Origin of the sequence: Gardnerella sp. DNF01157, from assembly GCF_049244225.1 — a bacterium.
GTDB classification, from domain to species: Bacteria; Actinomycetota; Actinomycetes; order Actinomycetales; family Bifidobacteriaceae; genus Bifidobacterium; species Bifidobacterium leopoldii.
Map to the genome: position 1 here is coordinate 599,425 of NZ_CP058388.1, position 22,034 is coordinate 621,458.

General features: G+C 42.2%; 18 protein-coding genes, 1 tRNA gene and 1 pseudogene. 16 read left to right on the top strand and 4 right to left on the bottom strand.

Annotated elements, in window-relative coordinates:
- Positions 1 to 11: 11 nt before the first annotated feature.
- The 4 genes from HXT38_RS02150 to HXT38_RS02165 all read left to right on the top strand — a co-directional run bounded on the left by HXT38_RS02150 (position 12) and on the right by HXT38_RS02165 (position 4,948).
- Entirely contained in the window at positions 12 to 359 is a 348-nt protein-coding gene (locus tag HXT38_RS02150) for a hypothetical protein (RefSeq protein WP_004106331.1), read from the top strand.
- Positions 360 to 565: 206 nt separating this feature from the next.
- Entirely contained in the window at positions 566 to 1,996 is a 1,431-nt protein-coding gene (locus HXT38_RS02155) for an HRDC domain-containing protein (protein WP_421776971.1), read from the top strand.
- A 53-nt stretch (positions 1,997 to 2,049) separates the two neighbouring features.
- The gene (tig, locus tag HXT38_RS02160; RefSeq protein ID WP_012914242.1) at positions 2,050 to 3,399 is read left to right on the top strand and encodes a trigger factor; all 1,350 of its coding nucleotides are present in this window, start codon (positions 2,050 to 2,052) and stop codon (positions 3,397 to 3,399) included.
- Positions 3,400 to 3,550: 151 nt separating this feature from the next.
- The gene (locus HXT38_RS02165) at positions 3,551 to 4,948 is read left to right on the top strand and encodes a chloride channel protein (RefSeq protein ID WP_421776968.1); all 1,398 of its coding nucleotides are present in this window, start codon (positions 3,551 to 3,553) and stop codon (positions 4,946 to 4,948) included.
- Positions 4,949 to 5,081: 133 nt separating this feature from the next.
- Here the strand turns inward: HXT38_RS02165 and HXT38_RS02170 are convergent, their stop codons facing one another.
- Positions 5,082 to 5,852: a hypothetical protein gene (locus HXT38_RS02170; protein WP_064340609.1), complete on the bottom strand. Its 771-nt coding sequence runs from the start codon at positions 5,850 to 5,852 to the stop codon at positions 5,082 to 5,084.
- A gap of 214 nt (positions 5,853 to 6,066) precedes the next feature.
- Between HXT38_RS02170 and HXT38_RS02175 the strand changes: the two genes are divergently transcribed.
- The 5 genes and pseudogenes from HXT38_RS02175 to HXT38_RS02195 all read left to right on the top strand — a co-directional run bounded on the left by HXT38_RS02175 (position 6,067) and on the right by HXT38_RS02195 (position 9,860).
- A complete protein-coding gene (locus HXT38_RS02175) occupies positions 6,067 to 6,678 on the top strand; it encodes an ATP-dependent Clp protease proteolytic subunit (RefSeq protein WP_004106325.1) in 612 nt (203 codons plus the stop codon).
- A gap of 2 nt (positions 6,679 to 6,680) precedes the next feature.
- Positions 6,681 to 7,355 carry an ATP-dependent Clp protease proteolytic subunit gene (locus HXT38_RS02180; protein WP_004106323.1) on the top strand — a complete coding sequence of 225 codons (675 nt, stop codon included), beginning with the start codon at positions 6,681 to 6,683 and terminating at the stop codon, positions 7,353 to 7,355.
- Positions 7,356 to 7,508: 153 nt separating this feature from the next.
- Positions 7,509 to 7,582: transfer RNA gene (locus HXT38_RS02185), tRNA-Arg, on the top strand.
- A 161-nt stretch (positions 7,583 to 7,743) separates the two neighbouring features.
- Positions 7,744 to 8,982: pseudogene (locus HXT38_RS02190) on the top strand (Na+/H+ antiporter NhaA); the annotation flags it as partial.
- A 71-nt stretch (positions 8,983 to 9,053) separates the two neighbouring features.
- Positions 9,054 to 9,860 (top strand): TIGR00730 family Rossman fold protein, encoded by an 807-nt coding sequence (locus tag HXT38_RS02195; RefSeq protein ID WP_004119089.1) that lies wholly within the window; start codon positions 9,054 to 9,056, stop codon positions 9,858 to 9,860.
- Between the two features lies 1 nt (position 9,861).
- Here HXT38_RS02195 and HXT38_RS02200 read toward each other — a convergent pair whose 3' ends face one another.
- A complete protein-coding gene (locus HXT38_RS02200) occupies positions 9,862 to 10,947 on the bottom strand; it encodes a succinate dehydrogenase/fumarate reductase iron-sulfur subunit (protein ID WP_421791985.1) in 1,086 nt (361 codons plus the stop codon).
- Between the two features lie 94 nt (positions 10,948 to 11,041).
- Here HXT38_RS02200 and HXT38_RS02205 point away from each other — a divergent pair, with 94 nt between their 5' ends.
- The 6 genes from HXT38_RS02205 (at position 11,042) to era (ending at position 16,670) form a co-directional block, all read left to right on the top strand.
- Positions 11,042 to 11,839, top strand: a complete 798-nt coding sequence (locus HXT38_RS02205; protein WP_004106319.1) for a 16S rRNA (uracil(1498)-N(3))-methyltransferase — start codon at positions 11,042 to 11,044, stop codon at positions 11,837 to 11,839.
- A 112-nt stretch (positions 11,840 to 11,951) separates the two neighbouring features.
- A complete protein-coding gene (locus HXT38_RS02210) occupies positions 11,952 to 12,314 on the top strand; it encodes a histidine triad nucleotide-binding protein (RefSeq protein ID WP_004106318.1) in 363 nt (120 codons plus the stop codon).
- A 3-nt stretch (positions 12,315 to 12,317) separates the two neighbouring features.
- Positions 12,318 to 13,511 carry a PhoH family protein gene (locus HXT38_RS02215; RefSeq protein ID WP_174163857.1) on the top strand — a complete coding sequence of 398 codons (1,194 nt, stop codon included), beginning with the start codon at positions 12,318 to 12,320 and terminating at the stop codon, positions 13,509 to 13,511.
- 3 nt (positions 13,512 to 13,514) lie between these two features.
- On the top strand, positions 13,515 to 14,075 hold the full coding sequence (gene ybeY / locus HXT38_RS02220; RefSeq protein WP_421791986.1) for an rRNA maturation RNase YbeY: 561 nt from the start codon (positions 13,515 to 13,517) through the stop codon (positions 14,073 to 14,075).
- A gap of 20 nt (positions 14,076 to 14,095) precedes the next feature.
- Complete coding sequence (locus HXT38_RS02225; protein ID WP_004106315.1) at positions 14,096 to 15,604, top strand: hemolysin family protein; 1,509 nt, start codon at positions 14,096 to 14,098, stop codon at positions 15,602 to 15,604.
- 70 nt (positions 15,605 to 15,674) lie between these two features.
- Positions 15,675 to 16,670: a GTPase Era gene (gene era / locus HXT38_RS02230; protein WP_004119093.1), complete on the top strand. Its 996-nt coding sequence runs from the start codon at positions 15,675 to 15,677 to the stop codon at positions 16,668 to 16,670.
- Positions 16,671 to 16,860: 190 nt separating this feature from the next.
- Here the strand turns inward: era and HXT38_RS02235 are convergent, their stop codons facing one another.
- The gene (locus HXT38_RS02235) at positions 16,861 to 18,705 is read right to left on the bottom strand and encodes a CAP domain-containing protein (RefSeq protein WP_421791987.1); all 1,845 of its coding nucleotides are present in this window, start codon (positions 18,703 to 18,705) and stop codon (positions 16,861 to 16,863) included.
- Between the two features lie 175 nt (positions 18,706 to 18,880).
- The gene (locus HXT38_RS02240; RefSeq protein ID WP_004106511.1) at positions 18,881 to 20,929 is read right to left on the bottom strand and encodes an AMP-dependent synthetase/ligase; all 2,049 of its coding nucleotides are present in this window, start codon (positions 20,927 to 20,929) and stop codon (positions 18,881 to 18,883) included.
- Positions 20,930 to 21,266: 337 nt separating this feature from the next.
- Between HXT38_RS02240 and HXT38_RS02245 the strand changes: the two genes are divergently transcribed.
- Positions 21,267 to 21,893 (top strand): 50S ribosomal protein L25/general stress protein Ctc, encoded by a 627-nt coding sequence (locus HXT38_RS02245; RefSeq protein WP_004106514.1) that lies wholly within the window; start codon positions 21,267 to 21,269, stop codon positions 21,891 to 21,893.
- Positions 21,894 to 22,034: the final 141 nt, after the last annotated feature.

Sequence of the window (22,034 nt, forward strand, 5' to 3'; positions counted from 1 at the left end):
AAGGATACGCAATGAAGCGCAGAATAGGTTGTTGGATTGCATTAGCTTTTGCATTAGCGTTAGCTATTTTTGCACGGTGTAACGATCAGTTTGGCTTTGGCACAGCGCTTATTATTTTAATTGTTTTGCCGATAATTTTGTTGCCGATAAATATCGTTGCGGCTTTCGATAAGAAACTTCTTATTGAAGTGCCAATAATATCTATTGCTATAACCATTGCTACAGAACTTGCCACTTTCCCAATAAGAGATTTAGGTTTACATACTGTCTACGTTATCCCAACAGTTTTAGTTTCGGCAGTCGCATTTACTCTTACTAGATTCCTTAAAACCAAGCTTGTTAAGAGCATAACTCAATAAGATCAAACAATAAAACAGATTGATTATTTAATTGATTATTTATTTTTTGAATAGTCGTAGTTGTGTGCGAAAGTTGAAGCCGTGTTACAAGATGCATAATCTTTAACACGGCTTAAATATATCTTGCGCAATATTTTGCAAAAAGTACAGAATAAGTTGCAAAAAACGTAAGAATTTGACTAAAGCATTCAAATCGGGAGGCGTACTTGTTCGAGGAACCAAAGCTTTTAAAAGAGCCTAGGGAAGGAGTTCCAGAAGTCATTGATACGCTTGAAGCATATAAAGAATATTGTAGCTTATTGGCAGCAGGTTCCGGTTCTTTAGCTGCAGATGCTGAGCGAGCTTCCGGTTTTAGATATGGTCATGAAGATTGGTTGATTCAGTTTAAACGCAAAGGTGCAGGAATAGGGTTACTGGATCCAATAGAACTTACAAAACTTGGAGCTGATTGGAACGAATTTAACAAGGCTGTAGGAGATGCGCCTTGGATTATTCACGATTCGATGCAAGATTTGCCAGGATTTTTCGATATTGGTTTGCGTCCTCGTGCTTTATTCGATACCGAGATTGCAGCTAAATTACTTGGAAGAAAGCGCTTTGGTTTAAGTTCTGTAACCGAATATTATTTGGGTTTGACGCTCGCAAAAGAACATTCTGCAGCGGATTGGTCTTACCGCCCACTTCCTAGAGATTGGCGAAATTACGCGGCTTTAGACGTTGAATTGCTAATCGAATTAGAAGAAGTAATGCGTGGCGAGCTAAAAAAGCAAGGTAAGCTTTCCTGGGCGGAAGAAGAATTTAAATACTTACTTAATAAGGGTGCACAAAAGAAAGCTCCGCATCCGCGTCCATGGCTTAAAATATCGCATATAAGTGTGCTTATGCACGATCGTGTTGGTTTAGTTATTGCGAAAGCATTGTGGCAAAAGCGAGATGCTTTAGCGCGTGAATATGATATTGCGCCAACTCTGCTACTTTCTGATGCTGCGATTATTGAAGCTGGTAAGCGTAAACCTAGTAATGCGCGCGCGTTTCGTGCTATTCGTTCTTTGAATGAGCGAGTGCGAGTACACACTGGCAGTGAGCAAGACAAAATGTTCGAGCGTTACGCTCCAATTCAGCGCAAAATTAAACCATCTATTTGGAAAAACGTTATAGAGAATGCTATTTTGCGCGCTAAATCTGGTGAAACAGCTATGGATGATGTGCATCCAGTATTACCGAATGGAGCTATTCAACTTAATTCGCGCGAATCTCGTAAAACGAGCGTACTTAAATCAACAGATACTGACGAGTCACAAGGTTCTAACGATTGTCAGGATTGCCATGATTTATCAGATTCGCAGTATTTACAGGATATGCAAGATTCCCAAAGCGCTCCTAGATCTATGAAATATTGGCGAGAACATCACCCTAAGCGTTATGAGCGTTTACAAAGAGTAAAAGCTGAGTTAAATCAAATTTCTGAATACACTCATACTCCTGCAGAAATTATTATCAAACCACAGATTATTCGTAATCTTTGCTGGCGTGATGATGCGCAAGATATTGATGTTAAAACATTCTTAAGTGAGCATGGTGCTCGCGAATGGCAAACCCGATTGGTAGCTGAGTCCGTAACTCGCGCTATCATGTAACGGTTGTGCCATACGGCAGAAGCTAGAAAAAACGTAATTTCAGGAGCGCAAGCGTGAAAATCAGCGTCAGGAATCTTGAGCCAACTAAAGTTAAGCTCACCATTACCGCAGATCTCGAAGACTTCAAACCATTCTTGGAAGAAGCTCGTAAGGAGATTGCTAAGCAAATTAACGTGCCAGGTTTCCGTAAGGGACATGTGCCAGGCAAGATTGTAGATCAGCGCGTCGGTTTCGCAGCTGTTGCCGGCGAAGCCGTAAATTCCGCTGTACCAGAGCTTTATTCTAAGGCTTTGGAAGAAAAGAAGATTCGCCCAATGGATCAGCCAGAATTTGACGTTCAGGAAGTTCCAACGTCGACTGATGCAGATGCAAGTCTTAAGTTTGTAGCAACAGTTGAGCGTCGTCCAGATTTCAAGTTGAACAAGTTCAAGGGCGTTGAGATTGAAGTTGAGAAGCCAAAGGTTTCCGACAAGGATGTCAAGGAGCGCTTGGAAAGCCTCCGTCAGCGTTTTGCTACTTTGGTTGGTGTTGACCGTCCTGCAGCTAAGGGTGATTACACTAACATTGATTTGGAAGCTCGTATCGATGACGAAGTAGTTGATGCGCAAGAGGGCGTAAGCTACGAAATCGGTTCCGGTGTGTTGCTTGACGGTTTGGATGAGGCTTTGGATAGCCTTTCTGCCGGTGAAGAAACCACCTTTGAGGGTACTCTCGAGTCCGGTAAGCATAAGGGCGAGAAGGCTCAGATCAAGGTTAAGGTTAATTCCGTAAAGACTCAGGAATTGCCAGAGCTTGATGATGATTTTGCTCAGGAAGCTTCTGAGTTTGATACTTTGAAGGATTTGAAGGCAGATATTCGCAAGGCTTGCGAGCAGGCTGCTGAAGGTCGTCAGGCAACTAATGCCCGTGACGCATTCCTTGTTAAGCTTCAGGAAGAAGTTGAAATTCCTGTGCCAAAGGGCGTTTTGGACAAGGCTGTTTCAGAGCATTTGAAGGGCATGACCCCTGATCCTGAAAAAGCTACCAAGAAGCAGAAGGACGAAGCTCAGCAGGCTGCTGAGAAGGAACTTCGCGACCAGATGGTTCTTGACGCTTTGGCTGAACAGATGGATGTGACTGTTTCCCAGGCTGACGTCACCAACTTCTTGGTTTCTGTTGCTCAGCAGTACGGCATGGATCCAAACCAGTTCATTAACGCAATCGTTAACAACGGTCAGCTTGGTTCCGCTGTGCAGGAAGTTGCTCGTTCTAAGGGCTTGCTTGCTGGTATGCGTGCTGTAAAGTTCGTTTCCGGCGGAGAAGCTCTTGACTTGAGTGCATTCTTGTCTGAGGATGATGACGAAGACGAAAGCGTGAAGGCTGCTTCTGCTGCTGCAGAAGTTGCTGACGAACTTTCTAAGTAGTATTTTTCAAGCAAGAAAAAAAGTTTATACTTTCTCATATTTGCTAAAAACCCAGGGCTTTTGCTCTGGGTTTTTGTGTTGTTGTTATACTTTAAAGAAAGTGAAAAACAAATAAAATGAAAAACAAATAACATAAGGAAGGCTGCTGCTAATGGAAAAACGCAATTTGCAAATGGTAGACAGTAAAAAACCTGGTAAGTGTTTGAACTATGTTTTTACATGTTTACGATTAAGTCTTATTGCTTTTTTTGTTGCAGTTATGGCTGGAGTTGGTGCAGTATTATTAACTCTGTTACTACATGCTGTGCAAAATGTAATGTTCGGATTTTCAGAATCTGCTCTTAAACCTTCGCCAGTTGGATTGCCAGTATTGCATTATGTTGCTGTTGTATTAATTGTGATGTCTGTTGCTGCAATTATTTGGATGTGGTTATGGACAAAATCTTCTAATCGTATTGTCGATATAGCTCATGCTGTTAGTGGCCAATCGATGCCATTTAATACGACGATTATCCATGTATGTTTACAAATTTTTATAGTTGCTTCTGGCGCAAGTTTAGGTAGAGAAGTTGCGCCTCGAGAATTGGCTGCAATGCTTACTCAGAAGTTACTCTGCTTTATTCGAGTCAGTGAATTTCAAGCTCGCGTTTTGGTTGCAAGTGCTGCTGGTGCTGGTTTAGCTGGAGTTTATCGCGCTCCAATAGCGGGTGCGATTATGGCACTAGGTTTGGTTGCAATTCCACGTTTTTCTCACGAATCGAAATCTTCTTTAAAGCGTTTGAAATGGTATTGGCTTATACAAAAATTTGGTATTTTTGCTATTGCGTTATGTATAAGTGAAATTGCATCATTGACTACTATTTTTGTGCTTGGGGATGAACCTTACTATTGTTTGCCAAGTCTTAATGACATCCATATTGTCAACACTACTGTGTTGCTGCTTGCAATTATAGTTGGCATTGCTTGCGGTATTGTGGGTATTCTTTTCCATAAGATGATTCGTTGGGCTCGCTCTAAGTGTGCTCACAATTACCAAATCTTATATTTTTTGCCATTAATGGGCTTAGTAACGGGATTAGTTGCATCGTGGAATCCAGCAATTATGGGCAATGGCAGAGCTTTAGCACAATACGCATATAATATTGCAAAAACAAGTATTGCAATTGACAAAAACTCTTTGGTAACTTTGCTTCTACTATTTGTTGCAAAAATAATTTTAACAAGTTGCACTCTTCGAGCTGGCGCAAGTGGTGGTGTGCTTCAGCCGAGTATGTCGTCTGGGGCTTGCGTAGGGCTGATCGTAGGTTTTATAAGTATGAACATTCCAGTTGTTGGTGGCATGTTATCAAGTCAGCCAAAATTATTGATAATAGCTGCTATTTTTGGCGCTGCAAGTCTGCTAACTGCAAGCCGAAAGTCATTGTGGTTTGCGCTTTTTTTGGTAGCGCAATTAGTGAATGTGCCTATGATTATGATTATTCCGATGGCTGTTTCTTGTGCTGTATCTAGAAGCATAGCGATAATACCAAAAATTTTTATGCGCAAATAATGTTTGAATTTTTAGTATGGAAAATACAATATGTGCAAAATAAATGCGCCTATGCTAGTTCAGTATTAGCAAAGGCGCATTTGTTATTAGTAAATATTTTTTAGTTATGTTGGTTATTTTAGTTATTTTTTAATTAATTATTAGAACTGAATTCTTTATCTGCGATAAAAGTTCCATCATCGTTTGAGAAGGAGAAATGTATGCGTATTGGTGCAATAATTTTTTCTTTCATTTCATCCGATGCTGATTGTGGCATCAAGTTCGAGAGGCTATCGCCGTATGTTTGCATTCCAGTCTTTAACGCTGTAATTTCTAAATCAGATAGGTGCCTTTTGAACTTTGCATTTATATTGAGCTGATCACCTTTAGTGTCAAACGTTATGTTGAATGGTGAGCTGCTAGTGGCATCATTAAATCCATTAGTGAGTTTTTTAGCTTCTTCTGGATGGCAATGTACGTATTCTTCAATATTTGCGCTTTTTGGTGCAGCGCAATTGTAATGCGGTTTAAGATTAGTTGAAATTACGTAGCCACCTACTGCAACTATTGCTACTACTATGACAACAATAAGCCAAATGTATTTTGACTTATGAGCACTTGTATTTGTTGCATTTGGATAAGCGTTTGCAGGATAGTTGTTGACTGGTTGTTGATTATTCTGATATAAGTTTGGTTGGTAACCATTATTTGGATTTACATTATTAGGGTAATTGTTGTTCTGGTATCCGTTATTTGGGTATCCGTTGTTCTGGTACCCATTGTTTCCATAACCATTGTTTGGGTATCCGTTATTTGGATTTACATTATTTGGGTATGTATTATTTTGGTAACCATTATTTGGATACTCGTTATTTGGCATCGGAGCAGGCGAGTAGTTGTTGTCTGGCAATTGGTTAGGATCCATAATTACTCCTTATAATGAATTGATAATCCAATAAAAATATACTCAATAATGCATACTAACGTGAGGTAATAAGTAAAAATTACATCTGTTGATATGAATAAAATTTTAGAAATTTGGCGTAAAACATTCAATTCAAATCATATTCGCAATATTTTCTATGCGGTCATGCGCACAAGGTAGTGTAGAAATAATTACGTGGTAACAAGGAGATATAGTGACTGAGCTTTTTACAGCTTCTCCTGTGATGGAACAGGCTGAAGCGCCTACATCAACTGATTCTATTTTTAATCGGTTGCTAAAAGATCGCATTATTTGGTTGGGATCTGAAGTAAAAGACGAGAATGCCAATGTTATTTGCGCGCAAATGTTAATGCTTGCTGCGGAAGATCCTAAGAAGGATATTTGGTTGTATATTAATTCGCCTGGAGGTTCAATTACTGCTGGTATGGCAATTTACGATACTATGCAATTAATTGAGCCAGATGTTGCAACTATTGCTGTTGGCATGGCTGCATCTATGGGTCAGTTCTTGCTTAGTTCTGGCACTCCTGGTAAGCGTTATATTACCTCACATGCTCGTGTGCTTATGCATCAACCTTCTGGCGGTGTCGGTGGCACTGCTACGGATGTGCGAATTAACGCAGAGCTTATTATGGATATGAAAAAAACGCTTTCTGAATTGACTGCAAAGCAGACTGGTCATACGGTAGAGGAAATTTACCGAGATAACGAATACGATCACTGGTTTACAGCTCAGCAAGCTTTGGAGTATGGTTTCGTAGATAAAATTGTGACCACTCCTGCTTCTATGCGCGGTGAGGAGTAATTATGGCAAGTGAAGAAGCAAAGTTTGTTGCGCGTGCTGAGCGTTTAGCTGGTTTTGGCGGCGTTACTTCTGCTCAGCGCATTACTAATCGTTACGTGTTGCCTCAATTTGGCGAGCAAACTCCATATGGCATGAAAACGCAAGATCCTTACACTAAGCTGTTTGAAGATCGCATTATTTTCATGGGTGTGCAAGTAGATGACACTTCTGCTGACGACATTATGGCTCAGTTGCTTGTTTTAGAAAGCATGGATTCTGATCGCGATGTGATGATGTACATTAATTCACCTGGCGGTTCGATGACTGCTATGACTGCGATTTATGACACAATGCAATACATTAATCCAGATGTTCAAACTGTTTGCTTAGGTCAGGCTGCTTCTGCTGCTGCTATTATTCTTGCTGCTGGAGCTGCTGGTAAGCGCATGATTTTGCCAAATGCTCGTGTGCTTATCCATCAGCCTGCAATGGGTCAAGATTTTGGTAAAGCTACTGAAATTGAGCTTCAAGCTAAGGAAATGTTGCGTTTGCGTTCTTGGTTAGAATCAACTCTTGCAAAGCATACTGGTCAAGATATTGAGCGCATCCGTAAAGATATTGAAGTGGATACTATTTTGACTGCTCCAGAAGCTAAAGCTTATGGAATGGTTGACGAAGTGCTTGAGCGCAGAGCATAATTCAATTTTTACAACTTAGCGAGTATTTATCAATTCTTGCATTTCTTAACAACAAACCCCGGTCGACACGCCGGGGTTTGTGTTTTAGTGCGGATGGTTGTATATTAGTCAAGTTGCCGGAAACAAGGACATGGTTCTTGAGACTGGGGACATGCGCCAGTAGCCCAACGGATTAGAGCATCTGACTACGGATCAGAAGGTTGCAGGTTCGAATCCTGTCTGGCGCACAGACAAAACGCGAAGCTTTTGCTCCGCGTTTTTTTTTAATTCGAATACAACTCGCTCGGTTTATGCCTCTCAGTTATACTTAAAAGTGCGAATCACATATTTTGCACTATAAAACGTTATAAACGTTATAAATGCATTTAGTGGAGGAAATATTTACAATATGATACGACGCAGTTGGAGAGTAGCACGCAAGATAGCAAATAATGAGCGAATTTCTGGCTTAATTATGCTTGGTTTCGCTCTTACCGGCTTATTGCTTGCAAATATTCCTTTAACCGCACCAATATTTGAAGCCGTATCGCATACTCATGTAGGCATTCCGTGGACGAATATACACATGTCGATTGGTCACTGGGTACAAGATGGCGTGCTTACTATTTTCTTCCTTTCGGTTGGTTTAGATTTAAAACATGAGCTTATTGCTGGTTCGCTTTCTGACCCTCGCGCAGCTGCAATGCCAATGATTTGTGCTGTTGGTGGAATGATTGTGCCTCCTTTGCTGTTTGTTGCTACAGTAACTGTATTTTCTGAATTGCATGCTGGGCAGGAGATTATGCGTCTTACTTCTGGCGCTTTACCTTCGCTTGATATGGTTCGTGACGGGTGGGCAATACCTACAGCAACGGATATAGCTTTCTCTCTTGCTGTTCTTGCTTTATTTGCAAAAACTTTGCCACACGCTTTGCGCGCATTTCTTATGACTCTTGCTACAGTAGACGATTTGCTTGGAATAGCACTTATTGCTGTCTTCTTCTCGTCTCTTAACGCATGGTATTGGTTTGCTGGAGTAATTGCTTGCGGTTTGGTTTGGACTACTTTAGTGCGTTTGAAGCGTGTTCCATGGCCGTTGGTTGCAATAGTAGGAATTATGGCTTGGATTATGATGTATGAAGCTGGCGTGCATCCAACTTTAGCTGGAGTAATGGTGGGTTTGCTAACTCCGGCGCATTTAGTTCATGGTGAAAAAACGCTTCGGGCTGAACGCTATCGTGAAAAAATTCAGCCTGTTTCTGCGTTATTGGCTCTTCCAATTTTCGCTCTTTTCGCTACAGGAGTGCATTTTGAAACATTGACTTGGGAGTTGTTCTTCTCGCCAATTTTGATTGCCATCACTATTGCTCTTGTTGTTGGTAAACCTGTTGGAATTATGGCAACTGCTTGGATATCAAAGCGTGTTCTAGGTTTGAAAGTTCCTGATGGTCTTCGCGTAGTAGACTTAATGCCTACAGCATGTGCGTGTGGAATTGGTTTCACTGTTTCTCTTCTTATTGCCTCGCTTGCGTATTCTGACGCAGATCTGTCTGCTGAAGCACGTTTTGGCGTTCTTGTTGCTTCTATTATTGCTGCAGGAGTTTCTGGCTTCTTACTTTCTATGCAAGCAAAGCATATGGAAGAAGAATTAGATGAAGTTGAAGACTAGTTTTAATTATTATTTTCAATATATTTGAAAGTAAATTTCTAGGAGAAATCATGTTTAATAGTAATAAAGAAGATTTTTCAGTAGATGTTCCACCTTGGAATAACACGTATCATCGTGGTTCTGTTGTGATGCGCGGTTCTATGATTCCTAAGGAGAGCACTACAGAGACGCTTCTTCGTAACGATAACAATCAGCAGCTTGCTTCTGGAGTTGGTGTAGAAGTAGATAAGAGATGGGATTGGCGTAGCGCGGATCCATGGCGTGCGCTTCGTATTCAAGCTGAGTTTGTTGATGGTTTTGACGCGCTCGCATCGTTAGGTAAAGCTGTTAGTATTTTTGGTTCTGCTCGAATAAAAGAAGATGATCCTGAGTATTCTTTAGCTCGTACTATGGGTTCAGAGCTTGTAAAACGCGGTTTTGCTGTTATTACAGGTGGCGGTCCTGGAATTATGGAAGCTGCAAACCGTGGAGCTGCAGAAGCTGGTGGTACGTCTGTAGGATTGGGGATTGAGCTTCCTCATGAGCAGGGTTTGAATAAGTGGATTAATCTTGGCATGCAATTTCGGTATTTTTTCGTGCGTAAAACAATGTTTATGAAGTATTCTTCTGGAATTATTGTGTGCCCTGGCGGTTTTGGCACGATGGATGAAATGTTTGAAGCTTTGACTTTAGTGCAAACGCATAAAGTTGCGCGCGTGCCTGTTGTTCTTTTCGGTACTTCGTATTGGAATGGTTTGATTGACTGGCTGAAGTCTACAGTAACTCAACGAGGTTTTATTTCTTCACTCGATCCGCACTTGTTTGCTGTTACAGACGACCCAATAGAGGCAGTGCGCATAGCATCTGGAATTGAATAATCTAAGAGTTTTTGCGCTCGTTTACAAGCGTTGTAAGCTGCCAAATTTCTTCGCCAATATCAATTCCGCGAGGGCACTGTCTTGAACATGCTCTAACTGACTGGCATGCGCTAATACCGTCACTGCTGTCTATTAGATCAAGGCGATGCTCTGTTGCGTTGTCTCTGGAATCGTAAATAAAACGAGCCGCGTTAACTAATGCTGCAGGCCCAATAAAGGCTTCTCCGCCTGCGTAAATTGGGCAAATTCCTTCGCAAGCACCGCACATAATGCAATTGCTCAAAAGTTCAAATTTTTTAAGTTCCTCAGGATGTTGCAGAAACTCAATAAGCTGGAGTTTCCCTTCAGTATTCCTCGTAGAAACGTTAGATGCTTGCAAATAAGGTTCTAAGCGTTTTATTTGCGAAATCATAGGCGAAATATCGCAAATAAGATCTCGTTGAACTGCAAATCCTGAAAGTGGAGCAAGCTCAATAACACCAAAAGTGCCATTTTGCAAAGTGGTAGTCTCTTTAGATTTTTGCTGTAAAGTTGGCGATTTTGTCGACTGTGAGGAGCTGCTAGTAGTGCCAGTTTTTCTAAAGCCTCGAGATTGCACGCTATTTGTGCTTTCAAGACGTGCGTTTGCACCAATAGTTGCACTGCATAGTAAGGTTGGCATGCCATTTACGTTTGCAGCGTCGGAACCGCAAACGCCGTGACCGCATGAGTAGCGGAAAGCTAAAGTTGGGTCGATTGTGCGTTTAATAGTCAGTAAACAGTCAAGAATAGTGTCAGTAGAATGAACGCGTAAACTGTAATCTTGAACCCAATGCTTACCTTGAATTCGTTTTGGAGAAGATTCGTAAGATTCACCGGATTCACTAGATATTCTGGATTCACTAGATTCGGAAGAATTATTTATGTTATTTTCTGAAGAATCTAGTTTTGCGAAAGGATTACTGCGCTTTCTGCGCGCAAAAGGACTTTCTCTGCGCTTGCGCTCTGTCTGTTTACTGTTTGCATCATCTTCAGATTTATTACATGGAGTAAAGCGTGAAATACGCAAAGTAACAAGCGCAGTGTTATCACCAAGCTCATTACTCATTGCAAACCTCCAATACGTACTGTTCTAGTTTGCCACAATACTTGCACAGAAACATTTTTTAGTACTTGGCGCATCCTCACGTTAGGCTTGAACTATGACTGACGCTTTATTTTTGCTTGATACTGATCACGATAATGCTCCTGTGCTTGCAGAAGGAATCGAAGAAGGGTGGACGATTGCGCTTCCATCTCAAGTAAAACGTCACGCTATATCTGCCATGCGACTATTAGAAGGCGATGCTTTGCAACTTTCTGACGGCAAAGGCTTGCGCATTCATGCAAAGGTGACGGATGTTGAAAATGGCTTAGTTCGTGTAGAAGCGTTTACTAGGGAAGCTCCGCGAATGACTAGACTTGCACTTGTTCAAGCTTTGGCAAAAACAGGGCACGATGAGCAAGCAATTGATATGGCTACGCAAATTGGCGTGGATGAAGTAATCCCTTGGTGCGCGGATCGTTCAATTGCAAAGTGGAAACCTGGTCGCACAGATAAGCGTTGGAGCCAAGTTTTACAGTCTGCCACAGAGCAATCTCGTCGTGCATGGATGCCTGAACTTCAAGAATGTGTTTCGAGCAAGCAAATAGTTGCAATATGTAGGCGTGCGTGCGTTTACGGAAATCTCGTAATCGTATTGCATCAAGACGCAACTGATTGCTGGAATCAAATAGAACAAGCAGTAAATACTCTTAGCGAGCGCTGTTTGGAGGATGGTAAAGAGCGCACTATTTACGTTTTAGTTGGACCAGAAGGTGGTATTAGTGACGATGAAGTGTCAATGTTTATTGATGCTGGTGCTAAAAGCTGCGTTTTAGGTAGCAATATTCTTCGTGCATCTACTGCAGGACCTGTAGCTCTTTCTCTTCTTTCGCGTGTTTTAGGACGTTACGAATAATCGCATAAATCGTATCTAAAAGTGCTCATAATTGTGTAAAATAATAAGAAGAGTGTCGATTGCTTTTGGCTTAAGGCATTGATTTCATTTAGTAGCAAATAGGGGAGAAACCATGAGTGATATCACTTACAATACTGATGCTGATTGCATTTTTTGTAAAATTGTTGCTGGAGAAATACCGAGCAGCAGAGTTTATGAAGACGATTCGGTAGTTGCTTTTAAAGATATTAATCCTCAAGCAAAAGTGCATGTGCTGATTGTGCCACGCAATCACTATAAGAATGTTGCTGAGCTTGCTAGTAAAGCTCCTGAAACTTTGGCCCATATTGCTGGTGTCGCACAAAAAATTGCTGATGATGAATTCAACGGTGATTATCGACTCGTATTTAATACTGGTATTGATGCTGGTCAAACAGTGTTTCATGTTCATGCTCATGTATTAACTGGCGAAAAACTTGTAGAAGGTAGCTTGTAAATCGTGACGAAAAGTACTACGCGTTTTGTGCAAATTCCTAGCGAATTAAGCTCGGTTGCAGTTTTAGGTGCTGCAGATGCTGGTTTGCGTGAGGTGGAACATGCTTTTCCAGAAGCAGATATTACTGTGCGAGGCAAAGATGTTCAAATTGTTGCTCGTTCAGCTAGAGCAGATGAAGATGCAGCTAAAGCTGAGTATGCGTTTAGGCGCATGATTGATGCAGCTTACGAACAACCTATGGATGCATACGAAGTAAGACGCATGCTTGAGCGTGATATTTTGCATAACGATGAGCACAATGTGCGCATAAACCGTATCGGTCATGATGGTGGAGTGCTTGGAAATAGTATTATTTCTTCATCCTATGCAATTAATAATCCTGTTTCGCGCGCTGAAAATGAGTTTTCAAGAGATTCAAGTGAGCTGTTGCCTTCTAGCGAAGAAGCGCATCGCCGTGCTATGAGCAGAAGAGCTCGAATGAGTAAAGGCGTGATCACGTTTGCTGGAGGAAATCCTGTTCGCGCAAAAACTGCTGGGCAAACAGCGTACGTGCAAGCAATGGATTGCAATATTGTAACGTTTGGAATTGGTCCTGCTGGTACTGGAAAAACGTATTTAGCAGTTGCTAAAGCTGTTCGTGCATTGGAAGATGGAAGAGTTCGCAGAATTGTTCTTACTCGTCCTGCTGTTGAAGCTGGTGAAAACTTAGGATTCTTGCCTGGCACTTTAAACGATAAAGTTGATCCATATTTGCGCCCACTCTATGATGCGCTTTCTGATATGCTTGGATCTGCACAACTAAAACGCTATCTTGACGAGAATGTTGTTGAAGTTGCTCCTCTTGCTTATATGCGAGGTCGCACATTAAACGATGCTTTTGTTATTCTTGATGAAGCGCAAAATGCGACTGTTCAGCAATTAAAAATGTTCCTAACTCGACTTGGTTTTAATACAACCATGGTGATTACAGGAGATAGCACGCAGGTTGATTTAGCAGTTGTGCGTTCTGGTCTTGTTTCTATTGAGAAGATTTTGGGCGAAGTTAAAGATATTGCTTTTGTGCATTTGCAAGCAGAAGACGTTGTGCGTCATGCTTTGGTTGGTCGTATTGTGGAAGCATACGAAAATTATGATGCAATGCTTGAGCGTAAAAAACGTGAACGTACTAAAGAATCTACTGAGAGGAATAACGGATAAATCATGAGCGTTGAAGTCATGAATGAAACAGTGTGGAATATTGACGCTAAAATCTTCTCAGATCTTGGAATGTGGGTTCTTCAACAAATGAGAGTAAGTACGCATTCGGATTTATCGATTACTTTTGTTGATCCAGAGCCAATTGCCTGTTTGCATGAACGTTGGATGAACCTAGAAGGCCCAACGGATGTTATGAGTTTCCCAATGGACGAGCTTACTCCTGGAAGCGATGAAAAAGTTTCTGAAGGAATGCTTGGCGACTTGGTGATTTGCCCATGGGTTGCTCAACAGCAGGCGCTCGCAGCTGGGCATAGTACTATGGAAGAAATGTTGTTGCTAACTATTCACGGCATTTTGCATTTGCTTGGCTACGATCACACTACTCCGGAAGAAGAAAAGCAAATGTTTGGTTTGCAACGTCAACTAATGCTTACTTTTTTCGCTGCTCGATCTGGAGAATTGTATGATGCAACTTTGCCAGAAGGTGCAGTAAACGAGCTTGAGCGTTACGATGCTGAGCATGAAGCGAGTAGCGTCAAAAATAAAAATAAAAAACAGCATTAAAGCGCATTAAGAGCATAATTATGGAATATATTAAGCAAATATTTTCTAGCATATCAGTTCCGCAATTGCCGTTGCATATCTGGATTGGCTTAGCTGCATTGCTTGTGCTGGCAATGCTGCTTGTATGGCTTTCGCTTGCTATGGCTGCTGCAGAAGGGGCAGTGCCTAGAGTTACTCGTGCAAGCTTAAATAATCTTATGATTGAAGCGCAAACGCATGATGATGAAACTAGTGCCATAGTGCGTATGCGTCGAATTGCTAGAATCCATCGTGTAAAAAAACTGATTGCTGACCGTTATACAACTTCTGGAGCATGCGCTTTTGTGCGTGTGCTATGTAACGTTTTAGATGGAGTTTTGTTTGCTTCTTTAGCTGCATTTTTCGGCTCGCCTTTATGGGTAACTCTTATTATTGGTGTTGTTGTTTCAGTAGCTGTAGCTGTGATTTCTATTCTTGTTCGTCCACGTTCAGTTGGTGCGGCTCAACCTGTAGCAAAGTTGATGCGACTTTCTCGCATTGTGTCTATTGCTATTGCGATTAATCCTTTAGTGCATATTGCTAGCGATGTTGACGTCACTTCTAGGAAAAAGCATGTTGATCTTTCAGATGATGAAGCTTTGGAAGATATTCAGCTAGATCAAGCAAAGGCGAGTATTGATCGACTTGTTGAAGCGAATGATTTCGATCCGGAAGTTTCGGAAATGATGCGCAATGTGCTCACGCTTTCAGATACTTTGACTCGCGAAATAATGGTACCTAGAACCGATATGATTTGCGTAAAAAGTGACGAAACGCTGGAAAATTTCCTTAAATTATGCTCTCGTTCAGGATTTTCTCGAGTTCCCGTTATTGGAGATTCTGTAGATGATTTAGTAGGTGTTGCTTATTTGAAGGATGCTGTACGCGCTACTGTGTTTAATCCTGCAGCATCTTCTAGAGCAGTTGAAACAATTAGCCGAGACCCTATGCTTGTTCCTGAGTCGAAGCCGGTTGACGATTTATTCCATGAAATGCAACGAATTCGCCAGCATGTGGCAGTAGTGGTTGACGAATACGGCGGTATTGCAGGCTTGGTTACTATTGAGGATGCTATTGAGCAAATTGTTGGCGAGTTGGAAGATGAGCACGATCGCACTCAGCATGCAGATCCAGAAGAAATACGTGACGGCGTGTGGAAGATGCCTGCTCGAACGTCAATCGCAGATTTGGAAGATATTTTTGAAGTTCATATTGACGAAGACGATGTGGATACTGTGTTTGGTTTGCTTACGAAGTTGATTGGTAATGTGCCGATTGTTGGTTCCAGCGCTGTTACAAGAGGACTAAAATTAACTGCTGTAGATTCAGCTGGTAGGCGAAAGAAAGTATCTACTATTTTAGTAGAACGAGATGCACAAGTTTTGGAAGAGTCTAAGGATTCTAAGGATAATCAAAATGACATTAGCTCTTCCGAAAAATCTGCTGAAAGCAAACAAACCAATGCTTTGAAGCAAGCTAGTACTATGAAACAAACGAATATGCTGAAATAAAGAACTGGACGGTAAGAATAACGTGAATAATATTAACAACTTCGACGACACTGATGACTTCGACGACGAGATGTTTGCAAATCTAGACGCTTCAACTCGCGCAACGATTTCTACTCCTGATTTTCACGGTTATCGTTCCGGTTTCGTAGCTGTAGTTGGTAGACCAAACGTTGGTAAGTCTACGCTTATGAATGCTCTTATTGGTACGCAAATTGCTATTGCGTCGTCTCGTCCGGAAACTACGCGTAAAGCTATTCGAGGGATTGTTACTACCGATAATGCACAAATGGTGTTGGTTGATACGCCTGGTATTCACCGTCCTCGTACGCTTCTTGGTCAGCGTTTGAATGATATTGTTGACGAGTCACTTTCAGATGTTGACGCGATTGCATTCTTGCTTCCAGCAGACCAGGAGATAGGACCTGGAGATAGGCGAATTCTGAGTCGACTTCGTTCTGATTTTGCTAAAAAAGATGAGAAGGGCAATTGGACTTGGAAAGTTCCGCTTATCGGTATTGTTACGAAAATCGATACGCTTAGTCGCAGTGAATTAGTTGAGCATTTGCTTCAAATTCAGCAGTTTGCTGATTTTACGGATATCGTGCCGGTTAGTGCGTTGGAACGCGACAATGTTGACGAAGTTAAGAATGTTTTGATTCAAAACTTGCCGGAAGGTCCGCAAATGTATCCGGCGGATCAGCTTAGTGAGGAAAGCCCAGAAAGCATGATTTCGGAGCTTATTCGCGGCGCATTTTTGGAAGAGTTGGACGACGAGTTGCCTCATTCATTAGCTGTTGTAGTTGACGATATTGTGTATCCGGGTGGTGGCGAAGATACTCAATACGACGACAATAAAGCGCATGTGCTTGTATCTGTTTATGTTGAGCGTGATTCTCAAAAGCCGATTATTATTGGCCATCGTGCGGAGCATTTAGTGCGCGTAAAGAAGCGTTTGCGCACGGCTGTAAATCGCATTACTGGTACAAAAGCTGTACTTGAATTGCATGTGAAGGTTGCAAAAGGATGGCAGAGCGATCCTAAGAAGCTTGAGCGTTTGGGGTTCTAGTAGAGCATATTTTACTTATTTTGTGACAATCTACTTATAAGTAATAATGGTTTCTGTGGAAGTGATTATGAGAGTAACCTTACTCAAGTTGAAAACACAATTCTTTGCAAATAAGTTGTAATAAAAAGTGACGCAACGGTGAATGCCGCTGCGTCACTTCATTTTTGTTTGTTAATTAGATTTCAGCTTCTTACAGAAGTGTGTCAGGATCAACTACAGGGGTATCCGTAGTGCTAGATGCAGGTAAAGTAGTTGAAGCGTTGGAGCCGTTTAAGTCTCCGAAGTTGAAGTCTCCCAAGCTAGAGTCTCCGATGTTGGTTCCGCTGAAGTCGGTGGTGTTGCCTAAGCCGAAGTTGAAGTCTCCGATGTTGGTTCCGCTGAAGTCGGTGGTGTTGCCTAAGCCGAAGTTGAAGTCTCCGATGTTGGTTCCGCTGAAGTCGGTGGTGTTGTCTAAGCCGAAGTTGAAGTCTCCGATGTTGGTTCCGCTGAAGTCGGTGGTGTTGTCTAAGCCGAAGTTGAAGTCTCCGATGTTGGTTCCGCTGAAGTCGGTGGTGTTGCCTAAGCCGAAGTTGAAGTCTCCGATGTTGGTTCCGCTGAAGTCGGTGGTGTTGCCTAAGCCGAAGTTGAAGTCTCCGATGTTGGTTCCGCTGAAGTCGGTGGTGTTGCCTAAGCCGAAGTTGAAGTCTCCGATGTTGGTTCCGCTGAAGTCGGTGGTGTTGCCTAAGCCGAAGTTGAAGTCTCCGATGTTGGTTCCGCTGAAGTCGGTGGTGTTGCCTAAGCCGAAGTTGAAGTCTCCGATGTTGGTTCCGCCGAAGTCGGTGGTGTTGCCTAAGCCGAAGTTGAAGTCTCCGATGTTGGTTCCGCCGAAGTCGGTGGTGTTGCCTAAGCCGAAGTTGAAGTCTCCTAAGCCGAAGTTAGAAGAATTGATATCTCCTACACCAATATTGTAATCGGAATGGCTAAAGCTTGGATATTCTTCTGGAATATTGATATTTGGCATAACATCTGGTGTAACAGTATGATCTACTTCAGGATCTGACGGCACGGTGTGGTCAGGAACTGACGGCACGGTGTGATCAGGAACTGACGGTGTTGGTGTTTGGCTGGAAGATCCACCATTACCATTGATGTACCTGTCAATAAGTTGTTTGTATTGTTCGATTGTGAAAGGAGCGCTTTCTGTTGAAGCATCCCATGCTGCAATGCTACCGTACTCATTACTAATGTTTCCAGTAGTGAATCCCATTGAACCAAGTGAGCCGTTAATGAAGTTCAAATAGTGACCAACTTCGCCTTCTGGAGCCTCTTGTCCACGTGACTTGTATTCGTCGTAAACTTTCTTTTCGTCTGTAATCCACTGCTTCATTGCGCCAGTCATTGTTTCAGGTGTTGTGCCACCGGTGTATGAACCATCGCCGTAATCAGCCCAAGCCAAATTTTCATAAGTATTATAGTGACGAGCATGACCGATGTAGTTTGCAGAATAGAATGCATCGTTAATTGCATCAGCGGTTAATTGGAGGCTTACGCCCATAGGACTTAATCCTATGCTTTGGCGATAAGCATTAATTGCTTGCATATAAGATATTGCTTTGCTTAAGCGAGAAAGAGAATCTGGGTAAATATCTCCTTTTCCTAAAGTCACCTTTGAGTCGTACCAGCTTGGCTTATTTAATTGTCTGGTCAAAGTTTCGTAAGCTTTGCGAGCATCTTCGCGCTGTGCCGCAGTAAGAGAAGGATCGTTCATTGCAAATCTAAAAAGACCTGCGGCAGTCTTTTCTACACTGCTTTGTGAAGTTGTTGCGCCTTTTGTTAGTGGAGCTGATGCTACATTGTAAGTGACTTTATTGTTAGGAATGAGAACAGTAGGTTGTTTTAAATCAGTTTCGTTTGCATATGCACTATTGGCAGTAACTGCAAACATTGAGATAGAAGCCCCAGTTAAAATTACCGCTACGCTTGCGGCAGTAAGTTTCTTAGAAAAAGTATTTGAATAAACTTTTCTTTCAGATTTTATAGTTTTGTTTTTATTCATAATTGTTCTCTTTCTTGTAGGAAAAATTCCCTTGCACGCATAATTTTAATAAGTATGTGAAACATTTTAAATGTGTATTTTTTATGCAATTTACCCCGCATTTGTAGAGTTAAATATATTAACTTTCCAAATACGGGGTAAATTGTGTGCGTTCAGCTGAGTTAATTTAAACAAACTACTTTTTGCGCGTCGTATACATTTGTGTATTAAGTAAAGTAGTGTAGCGCTTAATAACTCGTGGACGAATAATCTTCATAGACGCAGTCATTAAGCCGTTTTCTTGCGTAAACTCTTCTGGCAAAATAATGAACTTTCGCACAGATTCTGCGCGTGACACGCCTTCATTGGCAAGATCTATAAATTTTTGCACTTCAGCACGAACGACAGCATTATTAGCAGCCTCTTCCATGCTCATAGTAGCGTCAAGACCCTTGAGTTTAAGCCAATTTCGTAAAGTTTCTTCGTCTAAAGTAACAAGTGCAGAAATAAACGGACGCTTATCTCCAAGAACGAGAGCCTGAGACACAAGTTCGCATCTCTTAATCATCTCTTCAATAGGTCCAGGAGCAACATTCTTACCGCCAGCAGTAATAATCAAATCCTTCTTACGTCCGGTAATATAAAGCATGCCATCGTCGTCAATTCGTCCCAAATCGCCTGTTGCGTACCATCCGTCTTTAGTAAATGAAGTTTCTGTTGCTTCATCGTTTTTGTGATACTTATGGAATACGCAAGTGCCTTTAATTTGAACTTCGCCGTCGGATGCGATTCGCAAAGTAAAAGCTGGGAATGCAATGCCAACAGAACCTTCTCGGAATGGAACTCCAATAGGAGTAAACGCGCATGGTGCAGTAGTTTCTGTAAGACCATAACCTTCGTAGACAGGAACTCCTGCTCCGCGGAAGAATGAAAGCAATTCAGGATCTAGAGGAGCTCCACCTGCAACAATCCAGCGTGCGCGACCGCCAAGAGCTTGGCGAAGTGGACGATAAACAAGCGGATCGTAAGCAGTGCGGCGAGCTTTAGTAAGAGCCTTAGCGTCACCAAATTCCTGAACTTCCTTCATATACTGCTGTGCTGTCACAACAGCACCCTGGAAAGCCAAGCCTTTAGCACCGTGACCAGCCTTCTGCGAAGCTGCGTTATAAACCTTCTCAAGAACTCGAGGGACAACAATCATAACCGTAGGTTTTGCAACTTGCAAATCGGAAATCAAAGTAGGAATACCTTGAGCAATATAAATGCGCAACGTACTTGCAACAACAATATAGTTAATTGCTCTTGCAAAAGAGTGTGCTTGAGGAAGGAACAGAAGCACAGAGCCGTCTTTTTCGCTAAGCAAATTCGGCAAGTAAACAGGCAAATTCAACGCTGTAGTGCAATAGTGTTCGTGAGTCATTTCCACACCTTTAGGTGCAGCTGTGGAGCCAGAAGTGTAAACAATAGAGCACAAGTCTGTTTTCTTTACAGAATCAATGCGAGCATCTAGTTCCTCATCGCTAACAGCGTATCCGAAAGCTTGAAGTTCTGCTAAACCGCCTGTTTCAATGCAAATAATGCGTTCCAAACTTGGGCATTCTTCAATAGCTCCATCAGCTTTATCTCGCATGTCAGTTGTTTCAACAATAAGGAAACGCGAGTCGGAATTATTCACAATATTGCGAATTTGCTCAGCTGAATCCGTGTCATAAATAGTTGCAAGAACACCGCCGCAAGCCATAACTGCTGCGTCTGTTACATCCCACTCGTATGATGTTTTGCACATAAAAGCAACAGCGTCGCCTTTGCGCAATCCGTAGTGCATCAAACCTTTTGCGGCATCGCGTACTTCTTGAAGGAACTGATTAGCTGTTTTTGTGACCCACTTATCGTTTTCTTTATAAGTGTAAAGAGGATCGTCGCCCATACGTGCTGCGCGATCTGCGTATAAGTCATAAATGCTTGTGCCATCGTCAAGAGGTGCTGCGCTTTCGGTTTTTGTGGTCAGCAAGCCTGTTTCCGGATCGATAAACGTCGTTGTTGGCATTTGCGCACCCCACTCTTCTACGTGTGGAAGGCGTTGTTTTTGTGAAAGTAAAGTATTTGTGTTTTCTTGATCCGTATTAAGGTAGTCTGGTCCGCCTGCACGGTCATCGCTGACTGGGTGCGCGAAGTTACTGCCAATACGCAATGCTTTACGGGCAAGATTAAACGCTTGCTGTTGGAGTGCATTAAAAACGGACACATTTGCTCCTTCATTATGCCAAACGGCTTGCGGATTAAGCGCACATCATAGTATCATGCTATGCACTTACATACTATTAACTATAATAATCGTTTGTATGCTCAAGTAGCAGTTATATTCGATTTGATTAGTAATAATTTTGTATTTGCTATAAGTCGTAGCCTGTCGTTAGAATAGCAAAGTTGCTTTGGCGAGGGAATATGCCACTAGCTTGTGATTAGTTTGTTGGCAGAGTTCCGTTATCGACTGGGCTGATAGCCTCTTATGGTTTTCGGCGCGTCGGTGCGCCTGAAGCTGGATTAACAAACTAAACTATCCAGACCATAAGGAGACCGATATGGCTACAAAAATTACTCTTGAAGGCGAATTGCGCACTGAGTTTGGTAAGGGTGTTGCTCGTCGTTTGCGCGTAGCTAAGCTGATTCCAGCAAGCCTTTATGCTGGCGGTGCTGAACCAGTGCATGTTACTCTTCCAATGCGCGAGACCACTTTGGCTTTGCGTCACGCTAATGCTTTGTTCACTATTAAGTTTGGCGAGGAATCTCGCATTGCAGTTGTTAAGGATGTTCAGCGTAACCCTGTTAAGCGCATTGTAGAACACATTGACTTCTACGAAGTTAAGGCTGGCGAAAAGATTGACGTTGAAGTTCCAGTCTTCGTTGAAGGCACTCCAAAGGGTGCTGCAGTTGCATTCGTGGATGTCCAGGAGCTCAAGGTTCGCGCAGACGTTGCTAACTTGCCAGAGCGTTTGGTTGTTAACGTTGATGGTTTGACCGACGGTACCAAGGTGTTTGCTAAGGATGTCAAGCTTCCTCAGGGTGTTGAGCTCGATATGGATGGCGAAGAATCCGTGGTGAGCGTCACTGTTCCTGAAGATGCTGCTACAGCCGAAGCTGCTGCTCCAGCTGCTGATGCTGCTGCTGATGCTGCTCCTGCTGCCGCTCCAGCTGCAGAAGAAAAGTAAGTTATAAAATAAGTTAATGTATTTGATTACTAATTAACTTATAATTCATAACTTATAAAATAGTTTAAAATTTTAAGCCGCATAAGTCAGTTCTTATGCGGCTTTTTTCATATAAAATCAACAAATTTGCTAAATAATTTT